Below are 13,896 nucleotides of genomic sequence, written 5' to 3'. Positions count from 1 at the left end.
TAGCCTGCGCTAGTGGGAGAAGGGAGTTCCCGTCCAGCTGTCAGCAAATCGGGCGGGAACTCCCTTCTGCAGGTCACTCTTCACCGTCTCGGCCTACATCCAACTAGGTTGAGTTTGGACCATCCCGTCTGCCGTCGACCCGCCCTCCGGGGAGGGGGCCGCCGCCCGGCCCGCCACGTCAAGACGGCCTTGACGCATGGTCGGACGCTGGCGGGTCGGGCGGGGGTCTGCTCGGCTTGCCCCGGTCGTCGGCTGGCGGGATGGCCAGCGCAACCACCCACGGACCGCAACGCGCTGACGGGGTTGCAACCATCTCGGAGCCCGAGCGCCCCCGCCGGAGGCGCAGTAACCGCAACCCCGCGACCGCCGCCAGATCGCCGAGGCGGCCGGCGTGCGCTTCCCTACGCCGCGCCGACTCGTGGCCGCGCGGCCCGGCCGGCTGCCGGCCCACCACCACCCGGTCAACCGCCCTGCCGTTCTGCGGCGGCCCCTTGGGCTTCCCGCTTCCGCGCCAGCCGCCGGGCGTGTTGCGTGGCCGGAGTCGGAGCGCCAGCGGAGCGACGGACGCGCGCCCAGGCGGCGGCGCGTGCGGCCCGTTGCGGGCCGCCTTGATCGATGTAAAGAAAATCCTCCCACACCGCCGACAGCCGGCCGGTGATTTGACACGGGAGATGCTCGATGATCGCGCCCACCAGCTGCTTGACAGGACCCATACGGTTGGTCATCTGGCTTGTGAGCCGGAGAGACGGTCATCCGGGGGAGGTTAGAAGCATGGAGGCGCTCGACGTCCTGGCAGCGTTCGGCGCAACTGGCCAGGTCGGCCTCCTTTATCCCGGTGCCCGTCTACCGGAGGTCGTTGCCGTGTACGGCATGCCGTGGGACATCGGGCGGATCGACAGAGGCCACAGATGGCCGCACCTGTACTCCTACGGTGATGTCGAGTTCGTCGTATGCCGCTGCCGGATCATTACCTCGGTGATGGTCCAGAGTTGGCGAGGGACGGTCGAGCTGCCGAGCCAAGCGCAGTCCGGGGAGGTTATCGCTCTGCCCGCGAGACTGACCTTCGCTCAGGTGGCCGACGCCCTGGTCGCCGCAAAGTGCAAGTGGGAACGGCTCAAGCCCATCGAGGGACAGTGCGGGCTGCGCACCCTGCCTCAACGCGTCGACTTCACCTTCGTCACCGACGACGGGCCGGAGCCCGTGCTCCACGATGCAGGCACCTGGGCCCACGAACACGATTGCATGCCGGCGGCAGCAGCCGACGCTGCCTTCGCCGACGACTTCCCACCTGAGCAGGCTGACTGACCACCGCCTCAGGTGTGGTGGTTCTTTGGCGGACTTGGGTGGGTTGACGTGTCGGTACCCGGTGCTACTCTGGCGCTCGTCGAGCACGCCAGCGCGGCCTTCCTGCCGGATCGCTGGACTCGACGTCGGAGATGCCGAGCGGCCTTCCTGCCGCTGATGCGGGCCACGTCCCGCCGGCTCTCAATCGCACCGGCCGCCGTGCCGTTTCTGAATCCGTTGATCGGCCCAGCACGGCCTTCCCTGCCGTCCACGATGGCCCGGATTCGCGCACCTCCACGGGTGGGGGCAGCCTGCTGCAACCCGCCGGATGCCGACAGTCCAGGCTCCCCACCCGTGCCGGCCCATTACGTCCACGAGCGTGAAAGGACATGACCGATCGGCGGGAAGTGGTACGACCACGGTTCCGCCCTCCGGCGTGAGCCGCCCTCTCGGCGGTGCCAGGAGACACGACGAACACCACCAGCGGACATGCGTCCACGGCTGGGGGGTGCTTCGTCTCCCGTCCCTGCCACCCCCGCAAGAGGAGACAGCCATCTTCACCACCTACCGCCCCGGCCTCGCCGCCGGTCGTGACGCCCAGGCCCTGCGCCGCGCCGCTACGCCGGAGTTCTCCGGCTGGCTGGAGCACACCCGTCCCGCTGGCGGCTGTGCTCGCCCGGTCCGCCTCAGCGGCACGATCGCCGCCGTCGACCGGAACACAGGCCGAGTCCTGAGCGAGCAGCACACCGACGAGCTGCCCGACCGGACGCTGTACAAGGCGTGCGGTAACCGCCGCGAATCGGTGTGCCCGGGCTGCGCCTGGGTCTACCAGGGCGACGCCTACCAAGTCGTCTGTCGCGGCCTTACCGGCGGCAAGGGCGTCCCCGCCTCGGTCGGCCGGCACCCGGTCGTCTTCGCCACCTTCACCGCCCCGTCCTTCGGCCCGGTCCACCACCGCCACGTCCCCCGCCACACCTGCCGTAACCGGCAACGCTGCGACTGCCGACCCGCACCCTGCCGCGCCCGCAGCAACGCCGGAACCTGCCCGCACGGGCAGCCCATAGCGTGCTTCGCCCGCCACGACGCCGACGATCCGCAGCTGGGCCAGCCGTTGTGCCTCGACTGCTACGACCACGCCCACCAGGTCGTCTGGAACTACTTCTCCGGCGAGCTGTGGCGACGCACCAAGCAAGCCGCCGAACGCCACGTCGGCGCAACGTGCCGTCGACGCGGCATTCCGAAGGTCGGCATCGTCACCGCCTCCGGCAAGGTCCGCTGGGTGCCGCCCGTGCGGGTGTCGCACGGAAAGGTCGCCGAGATGCAGCGCCGCGCAGCCGTGCACTTTCACGTCCTGCTGCGCCTGGACGGCGTTGACCCCTACGATCCGGACGGCCTCGTACCGCCGCCGGCCGGCATCACCGTCGACGACCTGGAAGACGCGATCCGCGCCGCCGCCCGGCAGATCACCGTCACCACACCCCCGCACCCCGACCGGCCCGAAGGCTGGCTGATCGCCTGGGGCGAGCAGGTCGACGTCAAACGCATCAACAGCAGCGACGGCGAACTGACCGATGCCAAGGTCGCCGCGTACCTCGCCAAGTACGCCACCAAGGCCACCGAAGCCACCGGCCACTCCTCCACCCGACTCACCCCGGCCACGGTCGACGACTACGCCGACCCCGGAGGCGACCACGTCGCCCGCCTCATCGACGCCTGCTGGCACCTCGGCCGCCCCACCCACACCGACACAGCCGGCGGCGCCGCAACCGCCGACGACCGTCAAGACAGCGTTGACACCAAACCGAACGCTTACGCCGGGCTGCGGCGCTGGGCGCACATGCTCGGCTTCGGCGGCCACTTCCTCACCAAGGCCCGCCGCTACTCCGTCACCTTCGGCCAGCTCCGCGACACCCGCGCCACCTACCGCCGCGAAGAGGACGACGAACCGGCCGACACGATCAGCGTCGGCACCCTCACCTACATCGGCTCCGGCTGGCATTCCGAGGGAGACGCCCTGCTCGCCAACACCGCCGCCCGCCAGCGGCGCGAGAGCAGACGCATCGGACGGGAAGAACTCGCCCACGAGACCTGGGTGGCCGCATGAGCCGACACCTCACCCCGCGCTGGTACTCCCCCGCCGAGGTCGCCGTCCTGCTCGGCTTCGGCATCTCCAAGGTCAAGATGAAGATCGCCACCGGCGAGCTGCGCTCCATCAAGGACGGCAAGTACCGCCGCATCCTCCCCGAATGGGTCGACGACTACATCCGCGAACAGGTCGAACGCCAGGAGGCCGCCTGATGCCCGGACGCGCACGAGCCAACGGCGAAGGCTCAATCTTCCCGTACCGCAACGGCTTCGCCGCCTACGTCTGGGTCACCAAGCCCGACGGCCGGCGCACCCGCAAGTACGTCTACGGCAAGACCCGCGACGCCGTCCACGACAAGTGGATCAAGCTGCACCAGCAGGCGAAGCAAGGCCCGGTGGCGACCAGTGTCCCCACGGTCGGCAGCTTCCTCACCTACTGGCTCACCGAGATAGTCCAGCCGAACCGGGCACCCCTCACCTTCGCCGCCTACGAAACGTTCGTCCGCCTCTACATCTCCCCCGGCCTCGGCGCGAAGCGACTCGACCGGCTCCAGTCCCGCGACGTGCAGACGTGGATCAACCAGGTCGCCCGGACCTGCCAGTGCTGCGCCCAGGGCAAGGACGCCGCCCGCCCGAAGCACAAGCGGCGCTGCTGCGCGGTCGGCCGCTGCTGCCAGGCAGTCCCGTCGACCCGCACGGTCAGCGACATCCGGGCCGCGCTGCGGGCCGCCCTCACCCACGCCCAGGCCGAAGACCTCATCACCAAGAACCCCGCCGTCGCGGTCACCCTCGCCACGGCCCGCCGTCGGCGGGGTAGGTCCTGGTCGAGCGACGAGGCGCGGAAGTTCCTGGAATCCGCGAGAGCAGACGACGACCCGCTATACGCCGCCTACGCCCTGGTCCTCGTCACCGGTCTCCGCAAAGGCGAAGCGCTGGGACTCACCTGGGAGGACGTCGACCTCGACGCCGGAGAGCTGACCATCGGCCGCCAGCTCCAACGCGTACGCGGGCAGCTTCTGCACCGCGACACCAAGACCCAGGCATCCGACGCCACCCTCCCCCTGCCCGACATCTGCCTCACGGCCCTGAAACTGCGAAGCGAGCAACGCGACGAGGCGAGAGCAGCCGCCGGCAAGGCGTGGCACGAAGGCGGACTCGTCTTCACCACCCGCTACGGCACCCCGATCGAGCCCCGCAACTTCCAACGCTCCTGGCAGACGCGATGCGACAAGGCAGGCGTCAAGCCGATCACCGTCCACGACGCCAGAAGAACCTGCGCCACCCTCCTGGCCGACCTCGACGTCCACCCCAGAGTCGCCATGCAGGTGCTGAGGCACGCCCGCTTCTCCGTAACGATGGAGATCTACACGCAGGTCACATCGACAAAGACGAGAGACGCACTCAAGCGCCTCGGCGACTCCCTGAGTCGCTGAGTCGCTGACGAGAACTGCTGTACAAAGCTGCTGTACGCAAGCAGAAAGGCCACCTCCCGAAGCCGGGAAGTGGCCTTTGACCTGCGTGGGCGATACTGGGATCGAACCAGTGACCTCTTCGGTGTGAACGAAGCGCTCTCCCGCTGAGCTAATCGCCCTCAGCGCGCATGACTCTACCCGATCACCCGCCCGGACCAAAAACCGGGCCTCAGTGCGTCGCGAGGTAGTGCAGCGCCTCCGCCACCACGTCGATGCCGAAGCTGTACTTCAGCGACAGCCACACCACCACGGACACGAAGGCGAGCCCGACCGCCCCGAGCACGAAGCGCACGCCCAGCGACCGCATCTTCACCCATTGCGTCCAGGAGTTGACGTGCCGGCGGGTGAACGCGAGCAGCCGTCGCGCCCAGTGGAACTCGACCGCCCAGACGCCGAGGCCGGCGATGACCAGCAGCCAGCCGGGCCCTGGTAGCGGGATCAGCGCGATACCGACGGTGACGACGATGGCGCCGAGGATGCCGATGAAGATCTTCAGGGCGACGCGGCCGGTGGGGTTGGCGCGGATCAGGTCGAGCGTGGTGTGCAGGCGCAGCCGCCAGCCCCGTCGCCGCTGGCGCTGCTCCATGAGAGCGCCTTGCGACCGCCCTTCCACCGGCACCTCGTACCCCCGACTTTCGGCTGCTCGGGCCGCACCTTTCGGCGATTCGGCCGTGGTCCGCGACGTCACCGAGGAGCCCCTCGTGACCATTTCCACCCCCAGTGTCGCGCGGGACCGTCACCCCTGCTCACGACTGGACGTTACCGGAGTAAGTCGACGACTGAACCACCCGTTGCCGGGCGGAACGACGGAGTGGGCGGAACCGGAAATTCTACGCGGGGCCACGCGGTCCCGGGGGCTTTCGGAACCCCTTCCCACCACTGGGTGAAGTCAGCGTATGGCGGAGCGTAGCCAGGAGCAGCACCTGAGTATGGGAAAAGCGGGACACGCGCGTTCCGCAGCGGTGCCGGGGGGAGAACGTCCATGAGTGTCATCCGACCGACGACCGTAGAGGTCGAGACGTCGCTAAGGCTCGTCGCGCCTGACGCCACCGCCTTGCCGGTGCGTGCCAGTCTGCGTTACGACCCTGCTGACCCGTATGCGGTCCATGTCCTGTTCCACGCCGAGTCCGCCGGCGGCGAGGCGGTGAGCTGGTCGTTCGCTCGCGAACTGCTGGTCACCGGGCTCGACGAGCCGGCCGGCATCGGTGATGTGCGGGTCTGGCCGTGGGCCACCCCGCGCGGCGACTTCGTCGCGCTGGCGCTGTCGTCGCCGGACGGCAACGCCCTGTTCGAGGTTCCGCGCAGCGTGCTGGTGCGCTTCCTGCGCCGGACCTACGTCGTCGTCCCGCGCGGCCGCGAGGCCGAGCACCTGGACGTCGACACCGCGGTGAACCGGCTGCTGGCCGGTCGCTGACACGGCGACACCCGGGGCCGCGCGGATCTGCCGAGTCCGCGCGGCCCCGGGCCGTCTCCGAACCGGGGGTACGCGTCAGCCGCGCGTGGTGATCCCGCCGTCGACCGGGATGACCGCTCCGGTCAGGTACGCGCCCGCCCGCGACGCCAGGTAGATCGCCGTGCCCGCCATGTCCTCGGGCCGCCCGATCCGGCCCAGCGGCACCTGCTGCTCGATGGCCGCGCGCGACTCGGGGTCGTCCAGCGCGAAAGCCATCATCTTGCTCTCGAACGGTCCGGGCGCGATCGCGTTGACGGTGATCTGCTCGCCGGCGAGCTGGTGGGCGAGGCCACGGGTGAGCATGTGCACCGCCGCCTTGGTGGCGGAGTACGCGTACACCTCCATCCACGGCACGCGGATGCCGTCGATCGACCCGATGTTGATCACGCGGGCCGGGTCGTCGGCGCCGGCCGCGGCCCGAAGTTGCGGCAGCAGCGCGGTGGTGAGCCGGAAGACGGCCTTGACGTTGACCGCCCAGAGCTTGTCGAAGGCGCCCTCCGGGTACTCCTCCAGCGGCGCGCCCCAGGTGGCGCCGGCGTTGTTGACGAGCACGTGCAGCCGGTCGTGACGCTCCCGCACGGCCTCGGCGAGCGCCAGTGCGCCCGCGTCGCTGCCCAGGTCGGCCGGGATCGCCTCGCAGTGGCCCTCGGCGGACAGCTCCTTGGCGACCGACTCGCACACGTCCGCCTTGCGCGACGAGATGATCACCTTGGCGCCGGCCCGGACGAAGCCCCGCGCGATCATCAGCCCGATCCCGCGTGAGCCACCGGTGACCAGGACCGTCTTGCCGTCGACCGAGAACAGATCCGTCATGCCCATCCCATCGCCGTCGCCCGGCCGCGGGCCGGTCGGCCGGGGCCGCGTCGGCCGGGTGCGCAACGCACGCCGGCCCGGGGTCTTACCGATCGGTAACCTAACCGTCCGGCTCGGCTGCCGACAAGTGCGGCCCGAGCGGGTGAAAGCGTCGAGATGCAACGTGCGGGCGCTCCGGTTACCGTCGGGATGATGGTCACTACCGGTCAGCCCTCCCCGGCCACCCGCACCGGTCTGCCGGAGCTCCGTTCCGGCACCGACGAGATCGTCACCGGTGTGCTCGGCGACCTCGCCGCCGAGCCCGGCTGGCCCCGCCCGGTCCTGCTCGACCGTGATCTGCTGATCCTGGTCACCCACGGCCACGGCACCGCCGAGCTGGACTTCCGGCCGGTCCCCTGCCGTCCGGGCACGCTGCTGCGCGCGCATCCCGGCCAGGCGCTGCGGTTCGTCGGCGCCCAGCTCGACGCGACGGTGGTGAGCTGGCGGCCGGACGCGCTGCGCGGCCTCGACGTCGACCCGGACGCGGTACCGGCGCACCGCCAGCTCGCCGGCGAGGACGAGGACGCGGTGATCAGCGAAGTGAGCCAGCTCGCCGTGGACGCCGACCGGCACGCGCTGGTGCCGGCCGCCGCGGCGCTGCTGCGTCACCAGCTCGCCGTCCTGCTGCTGCGGCTGAGCCTGCTGCCGCATCCGGGCGACGGCGCGACGCCCCGGGCCGAGACGGAGACGTTCCGGCGGCTGTGCCGCGAGGTGGAACGCGGCTACCGGCACACCCGCCGGGTGGAGGACTACGCCGCCCAGCTCGGGTGTTCGGTGCGTACCCTGACCCGGGCCTGCCTGGCGGTGACCGGCCGCAGCGCCAAACAGGTGATCGACGAGCGGGTGGCGTTGCAGGCGTGCCGGCTGCTCGCCGCCACCGACGAGTCGATCGCCGCGATCGGCCGGGAGCTGGGTTTTCCCGAGCCGACGAACTTCGGCCGCTTCTTCACCCGGGAGGTCGGGGTGAGCCCGGGGACGTTCCGGGCCGAGCGCGAGCGCCCGCTGCCCGTCCGTCTGGTGCGACCCCGGCCGCCCGCCGACTCCCCCGCGCCCGGCGGCCAGGCATGATGGCACTGTGCAGATCTCCGCGCGCGGCGACTACGCGGTCCGGGCAGCCCTGAGCCTGGCCACCGCGTACCCGACCCTGCTGTCCACCCAGGCCATCGCGGCGGAGCAGGACATGCCGCGCAAGTTCCTCGAGGCGGTCCTCGCCGACCTGCGCCGGGCCGGGGTCGTCCGGGCCCAGCGCGGCGCCGAGGGCGGCTACACGCTGGCCCGGCCGCCGCGCGAGATCACCATCGGGCACGTGTTGCGCGCCGTCGACGGTCCGCTCGCCGGGGTACGCGGGCTGCGCCCCGAGGAGACCAGGTACGAGGGAGCGGCGGAGAACCTGCCCCGGCTCTGGGTGGCGGTACGCGCCTCGGTGCGCCGCGTGGTCGACGAGGTGAGCCTCGACGAGCTGGTCAGTGGCCGGCTGCCGGCGCACGTACGCAAGCTGACCGCCCAGCCGGACGCGTGGGAGCCGCGCTGACTCACAGGGTGTCGACCACCTCCTCGTAGGGCAGGCGCGGCAGCCGTTCCCGCCAGGCGTCCGGCGCCGGGCGGCCGATGTTCATCAGCAGCAGCACCCGGTGCCGGCCGCCGGGGAAGAACTCCCGTTCCACGCCTGCGGCGTCGAATCCGGCCATCGGTCCGGCGGCCAGCCCGGCGGCGCGGACACCGACCAGCAGGTAGCCGATCTGGAGCGCGGCGTTGAACCGGGCCTGCGCCTCCCGGCCGGCCGGGTCGCCGGTGAACCAGTCGCGGGCGCCGGGGCGGTGCGGGAACAGCTCGGGCAGCCGGTCGTGCCAGTCCACGTCGGCGGCGAGCACAGCGGTCAGCGGCGCGGAGGCCGTCTTGTCCCGGTTGCCGGAGCTGACGTACGGCAGCAGCCGGGCCCGGGCCGCCGCGGAGCGCAGCAGCAGCACCCGCAACGGCTGGGCGTTCATCGCTGTCGGGCCGTACCGGATCAGGTCGTGGACGGCGCGGACCTGCTCGTCGGTGACCGGCTCGCCGGTGAACGCGTTTGCCGTGCGGGCCGCCCGGAACAGCAGGTCCTGGGCGGCCCGGTCGAGCGCGATCAGCTCGTCGGCGGCGGTGGTCACCACGCGTCGGGCCAGTCGCCGAGCGTGGTGGTGTAGCCACCCCGGTGGTGCAGCAGCGGGTCGCCGTCCTCGCCCGCGCCGAGCGCGAGCGGCTCACCGAGCAGGATGGTGTGGTCGCCGGCCTCGATCCGGCGCACCACCCGGCACAGCAGCACGGCGAGCGCGTCGCCGATCAGCGGCACCCCGAACGGCCCGGTGGTCCAGCCCGGGTGGGCGCTGAACCTGTCGATGCCGCTGGTGGCGAAGATCTGCGCGATCTCCTGCTGGCCGGAGGCGAGCAGGTGCACCGCGACGTGCTCGGCCTGCTCGACGGTGGGCCAGCTCGACGACGCGCGGCCCAGGCAGACCGAGACCAGCGGCGGGTCGAGCGACACCGACGTGAACGAGGTCGCGGTGAAGCCGGCCGGCGGCAGGTCCGGCCGCATCCGGTTGCCGCGCAGGCCGGGCGTGGTGACCACGGTGACGGTGGACGCCTGGCGGCGTAGCAGGCCGCGGAACGAGTCGACGTCGACCGGGCGCAGCTCGACGGTCCCGGCGCCGGGCCGGTCCACTGTGGTCACGACGCCACCAGCTCACGGGTCGCGTAGACGCTGGCCGGCCGGGGCAGGCCGTAGTGTTCGCGCAGGGTACGCCCGGTGTACGCGGACCGGAACAGCCCGCGCCGGCGCAGCAGGGGTACGACGTGGTCCACGAAGGCCTCCAGCCCATCGGGTAGCAGCGGTGGCATGACGTTGAAGCCGTCGGCGGCGCCCTGGGTGAACCAGAGCTCGATCTGGTCGGCGATCTGTTCCGGGGTGCCGACCACGACGCGGTGCCCGCGTCCGCCGCCGAGGCGGCCGATGAGCTGCCGCAGGGTGAGCCGTTCCCGCCGGGCCAGCTCGACGACGAGCTGGTAGCGGCTCTGGTGCGACTGCACGGTGCCGGCGTCGGGCAGATCCGGCAGCGGGCCGTCCAGCGGCAGCCCGGTCAGGTCGAGCCCGGTCATGCCGGAGAGCTGGGCGAGCGCGTGCTCGGGCACGATCAGGGCCTCCAGTTCGTCGGCGAGGGCACGGGCCTCCTTCTCGGTACCCCCGATGACCGGCGCGATACCGGGCAGCACCTTCACCAGTTCCGGATCACGGCCGGCGTCGGCGGTGGCCCGTTTCAGCGCGGCGTAGAACGCCTGGCCGTCGGCGAGCGTCTGCTGGGCGGTGAACACTGCTTCGGCGTACCGGGCGGCGAACGCGATCCCGTCGGCGGACGAGCCGGCCTGCACCAGCAGCGGCCGGCCCTGCGGCGGGCGGGGCGTGTTCAGCGGTCCGCGGACCCGGAACCGCTCCCCGGCGTGGTCGATCTCGTGCACCCGGGCGGTGTCGGCGAAGACGCCCGCCGCGGTGTCCAGGGTCAGCGCGTCGTCCTCCCAGCTGTCCCAGAGCTTGATCGCCACGTCGACGTACTCGGCGGCCCGCCGGTAGCGGTCGGCGTGCGCCGGGTGGTCGTCGAGGTTGAAGTTGCGGGCCTCCCGGGCCTGGGCGGAGGTGACGATGTTCCAGCCGGCCCGGCCGCCGCTGAGGTGGTCCAGCGAGGCGAACGCGCGGGCCAGGTTGAACGGTTCGGTGTACGTGGTGGAGGCGGTGGCGATCAGGCCGATGTGCTCGGTCGCGGTGGCGATCGCGGCGAGCAGCGTGATCGGCTCGAAGACGGCCTGGATGTTGTGGCGTACGGCCGGGCCGACGGCGAGCCCGTCGGCGAGGAACACCGAGTCGAGCGTGCCCCGCTCGGCGATGCGGGCCAGTTCCTGGAAGTGGCGGACGTCGGCCAGGCGGCTGGGGTCGGCGCGCGGGTGCCGCCAGGCCGCCTCGTGGTGGCCGACACCCATCAGGAAGGCGTTGAGGTGCAGGGTCCGGGACATGGCTGTTCCTCTCAGGCGGTGGTGACGTCGACGCGCCAGGTGGAGAAGCGGCGTTCCCCGGCGACGAGGAGCTGGTTGACCACCAGCCCGATGGCGGAGATGGTGATGATCCCGGCGTACATGTCGGGGATCGCGAAGTTGTACTGCGCGTAGTTCACGAGGTAGCCGAGCCCGGCCTTCGCGCCGACCATCTCGGCGGCGACGAGCACCAGGATCGAGTACGCCCCGGCGAGCCGGACGCCGGTGAACACGGTCGGCACGGACGCCGGCAGGATCACCTTCTGGAACAGCCGCAGGTGGTTCAGCCCCATCGAGCGGGCCGAGCGGATCAGCAGCGGGTCGACGCCCTTCACGCCGGCGATGGTGTTGAGCAGGATCGGCCAGGAGCAGGCGTAGACCACCAGGGCGATCTTCGACGTCTCACCGAGTCCGAGGATGAGCACGAAGACCGGCAGCAGCGCGAGCGCGGCGGTGTTGCGGAACACCTCCAGCAGCGGGCTGAGCAGGTCCGCGAGCGGCCGGTACCAGCCGATCAGCAGGCCGAGCGGGATGGCGGTGACCACGGCGAGGGCCAGCCCGGTCAGCGAGCGGGTGAGGCTGGCGCCGACGTGGTCGGCGAGCTGCCCGGTGCGCAGCAGCTCCCACCAGGCGGCGAGCACCTCGGACAGCGGGGGCAGGAAGACCCGGTCGACCAGCCCGGCGCGGGGCACCGTCTCCCAGATCGCGGCCAGCGCCAGCAGCGCGGCGCTGCGGTGCAGCGCCCGGCCGCTGAGGCCGAGCAGGCGTCCGGTCCGGCGGGGCACGACGGCCGGCGCGGGCGGGGCGGGCGGGGCGGCCACCGGCCGGGCCGGTGGTGCGGCGACGTCAACCAACGCGGGCCTCCTCGCGTACGGCGGACTGCGCGGCGCGTACCTCGTCGCGCAGCAGCGTCCAGATCTGGTGCCGGTGGTGGCGGAACGCGTCGGTGGACCGGACGTCCTCCTCGGCGTCCCGGTCGCCCAGCTCGATGTCGATGACCTGCTTGATCCGGCCGGGCCGGGACGTCATCACGGCGACCCGCTGGCCGAGGTGCACCGCCTCGTCGATGCCGTGCGTGATGAACACGACCGTCTTGCCGGTGGCCTGCCAGATCCGCACCAGCTCGTCCTGGAGCGAGTCGCGGGTCTGCGCGTCGAGCGCGGCGAACGGCTCGTCCATGAGCAGCACGTCCGGGTCGTACGCGAGGCTGCGGGCGATGGCGACGCGTTGCTTCATGCCGCCGGACAGCTCGTGCGGGTAGCGGTCGGCGAAGCCGGTGAGCCCGACCAGGTCGAGGTGGTACGCGACCAGGTCGGCGCGTTCGGCGCGGGGCAGGCCCTTGGCCTCCAGTCCGAACGCGACGTTGCCGGCGGCGGTGCGCCAGGGCAGCAGCGCGTACTGCTGGAAGACGATGCCCCGGTCCAGGCCGGGCCCGGTGACCGGGTGGCCGTCGACGAGCACCTGCCCGGCGGTCGGGGTGGCCAGCCCGCCGAGCAGGTCGAGCAGTGTGGACTTGCCGCAGCCGCTGGGACCGACGACGACGAGGAACTCGCCGGGGCGTACCCCGAGGGTGAGATCGTCGAGCGCGGTGACCGCACCGCCGCCGCCACGCCGGCCCGGGAAGACCTTGCGCACCCGGTCGAAGAGGATCTTGTCGGTGCTCATGCGCCACCGCCGGGGGTCGCGGCCGCGTTGAACCGGTTGGTGTAGAGGTCGGACGGCTTCGGCCGCTCGCCCTTCAGCTCGCCGGATTCGGCCAGCCAGTCGATCCAGGTGGCGAACTCCCGGTCGGTGATGACGCCGCCGGGCTCGGCGACGCCGCTGGACTTCCAGTACTCGACGAGCGTGGTGTCCTCGTTGCGCCCGCGCGCGGTGATGATCGCCTTGAGGCGGGCCACCACGGTCTCGCGCGGCTGGGTGCGCGCCCACTCGATCGCCTTGCCCACTGCGGTGACGAACGTCCGGACGGTGTCCGGGTTACGGGTGAGGAAGTCGTCGCGGAAGACGTAGCTGCCGGCGCTGAACGCGCCGAGCAGTTCGTAGTCGGTGAAGACGGTACGGATGCCGCCGTTGGCGACGGCCTTGTCGCGGATCACGCCGCCGAGCACGGCGACGTCGATCTGCCGGGCGCGCAGCGACTGCTCGGTGTTGACCGGCGGCAGCGCGACCAGCTCGACAGCGGCGATCTCGGCGGCGGAGAGGCCGCCCCGGCCCAGCCAGGTACGCAGGACGGCCTCGGCGTGCGCGCCGAGCGTGTTCATGCCGACCCGCTTGCCGATCAGGTCGCGCGGGCCGCGGATCGGGCTGTCGTCGAGCACGTAGTAGCCCTGGAAGGTCTGCGCGTCGGAGCCGTAGTAGCTGACCACCGCCGTGATCGGGGCGTTGGCGGCCTGGAGCTTGACGATCGCGCCGTTGAACGCGCCGCCGAAGTCGCTCTGGCCGGTGGCGGTGGCCTGGATGTCGGCCGGGCCGCCGGTGACGTTGCCGATCCACTTGAGCTTGACGTCGCCGAGGTAGCCGAGGTCGGCGGCGAGTTCGGGGAGGGTCACCTGGCCGACCGAACCCTGGTAGCGCAGTTCCTTGGTCTGTGCGTCGCCGGTGGCGTCGGCGCCGCACGCGGTGGCGGTGGTGAGGGCGAGCAGGGCGACGGCGGCGGTGAGGGCACGCCGAGGCGATCGGGTCGAGGGCATGGCGGAG

General features: G+C 71.7%; 15 protein-coding genes and 1 tRNA gene. 7 read left to right on the top strand and 9 right to left on the bottom strand.

What is annotated here, in order from left to right:
• Nucleotides 1–771: 771 nt before the first annotated feature.
• From ACPCK6_RS21910 to ACPCK6_RS21895, 4 genes are all read left to right on the top strand, one after another.
• Nucleotides 772–1,305 carry a hypothetical protein gene (locus ACPCK6_RS21910; RefSeq protein WP_423482067.1) on the top strand — a complete coding sequence of 178 codons (534 nt, stop codon included), beginning with the start codon at nt 772–774 and terminating at the stop codon, nt 1,303–1,305.
• A 532-nt stretch (nt 1,306–1,837) separates the two neighbouring features.
• Entirely contained in the window at nt 1,838–3,388 is a 1,551-nt protein-coding gene (locus ACPCK6_RS21905; RefSeq protein WP_423482069.1) for a replication initiator, read from the top strand.
• Nucleotides 3,385–3,582: an excisionase family DNA-binding protein gene (locus ACPCK6_RS21900; protein ID WP_089008620.1), complete on the top strand. Its 198-nt coding sequence runs from the start codon at nt 3,385–3,387 to the stop codon at nt 3,580–3,582. Before ACPCK6_RS21905 ends, ACPCK6_RS21900 begins: the two co-directional genes overlap by 4 nt.
• Nucleotides 3,582–4,802 (top strand): tyrosine-type recombinase/integrase, encoded by a 1,221-nt coding sequence (locus tag ACPCK6_RS21895; RefSeq protein ID WP_423482066.1) that lies wholly within the window; start codon nt 3,582–3,584, stop codon nt 4,800–4,802. Before ACPCK6_RS21900 ends, ACPCK6_RS21895 begins: the two co-directional genes overlap by 1 nt.
• A gap of 86 nt (nt 4,803–4,888) precedes the next feature.
• Here the strand turns inward: ACPCK6_RS21895 and ACPCK6_RS21890 are convergent.
• A tRNA-Val gene (locus ACPCK6_RS21890) sits at nt 4,889–4,960 on the bottom strand.
• Between the two features lie 50 nt (nt 4,961–5,010).
• Nucleotides 5,011–5,550, bottom strand: a complete 540-nt coding sequence (locus ACPCK6_RS21885; protein WP_423482065.1) for a TIGR02611 family protein — start codon at nt 5,548–5,550, stop codon at nt 5,011–5,013.
• A gap of 273 nt (nt 5,551–5,823) precedes the next feature.
• On the opposite strand from ACPCK6_RS21885, the gene ACPCK6_RS21880 reads away from it, so the two are divergent.
• Nucleotides 5,824–6,255: an SsgA family sporulation/cell division regulator gene (locus tag ACPCK6_RS21880; RefSeq protein WP_007457244.1), complete on the top strand. Its 432-nt coding sequence runs from the start codon at nt 5,824–5,826 to the stop codon at nt 6,253–6,255.
• 75 nt (nt 6,256–6,330) lie between these two features.
• Here the strand turns inward: ACPCK6_RS21880 and ACPCK6_RS21875 are convergent, their stop codons facing one another.
• On the bottom strand, nt 6,331–7,107 hold the full coding sequence (locus ACPCK6_RS21875) for a glucose 1-dehydrogenase (protein WP_091427952.1): 777 nt from the start codon (nt 7,105–7,107) through the stop codon (nt 6,331–6,333).
• A gap of 189 nt (nt 7,108–7,296) precedes the next feature.
• Between ACPCK6_RS21875 and ACPCK6_RS21870 the strand changes: the two genes are divergently transcribed.
• Entirely contained in the window at nt 7,297–8,214 is a 918-nt protein-coding gene (locus ACPCK6_RS21870) for a helix-turn-helix transcriptional regulator (protein WP_423482064.1), read from the top strand.
• 7 nt (nt 8,215–8,221) lie between these two features.
• A complete protein-coding gene (locus ACPCK6_RS21865; protein WP_013284925.1) occupies nt 8,222–8,677 on the top strand; it encodes an RrF2 family transcriptional regulator in 456 nt (151 codons plus the stop codon).
• Nucleotide 8,678: 1 nt separating this feature from the next.
• On the opposite strand, the gene ACPCK6_RS21860 is transcribed toward ACPCK6_RS21865, so the two are convergent.
• Genes ACPCK6_RS21860 through ACPCK6_RS21835 form a run of 6 tightly spaced genes read right to left on the bottom strand, consistent with a single transcriptional unit; the run spans nt 8,679 to nt 13,889 of the window.
• Nucleotides 8,679–9,290: a malonic semialdehyde reductase gene (locus ACPCK6_RS21860; RefSeq protein WP_423482063.1), complete on the bottom strand. Its 612-nt coding sequence runs from the start codon at nt 9,288–9,290 to the stop codon at nt 8,679–8,681.
• Nucleotides 9,287–9,850, bottom strand: a complete 564-nt coding sequence (locus tag ACPCK6_RS21855; RefSeq protein ID WP_396883967.1) for a flavin reductase family protein — start codon at nt 9,848–9,850, stop codon at nt 9,287–9,289. Before ACPCK6_RS21855 ends, ACPCK6_RS21860 begins: the two co-directional genes overlap by 4 nt.
• Nucleotides 9,847–11,181, bottom strand: a complete 1,335-nt coding sequence (locus tag ACPCK6_RS21850) for an LLM class flavin-dependent oxidoreductase (RefSeq protein WP_423482062.1) — start codon at nt 11,179–11,181, stop codon at nt 9,847–9,849. The genes ACPCK6_RS21855 and ACPCK6_RS21850 overlap by 4 nt, the downstream gene beginning before the upstream one ends.
• A gap of 11 nt (nt 11,182–11,192) precedes the next feature.
• Nucleotides 11,193–12,053, bottom strand: a complete 861-nt coding sequence (locus tag ACPCK6_RS21845) for an ABC transporter permease (protein WP_423482061.1) — start codon at nt 12,051–12,053, stop codon at nt 11,193–11,195.
• Entirely contained in the window at nt 12,046–12,864 is an 819-nt protein-coding gene (locus ACPCK6_RS21840) for an ABC transporter ATP-binding protein (RefSeq protein ID WP_396883970.1), read from the bottom strand. The genes ACPCK6_RS21845 and ACPCK6_RS21840 overlap by 8 nt, the downstream gene beginning before the upstream one ends.
• Entirely contained in the window at nt 12,861–13,889 is a 1,029-nt protein-coding gene (locus tag ACPCK6_RS21835; protein WP_423482060.1) for an ABC transporter substrate-binding protein, read from the bottom strand. Before ACPCK6_RS21835 ends, ACPCK6_RS21840 begins: the two co-directional genes overlap by 4 nt.
• Nucleotides 13,890–13,896: the final 7 nt, after the last annotated feature.

Origin of the sequence: Micromonospora sp. AB353 (assembly GCF_049538395.1) — a bacterium.
GTDB classification, from domain to species: Bacteria; Actinomycetota; Actinomycetes; order Mycobacteriales; family Micromonosporaceae; genus Micromonospora; species Micromonospora aurantiaca.
This window is presented reverse-complemented; position numbering and strand designations above follow the sequence as displayed.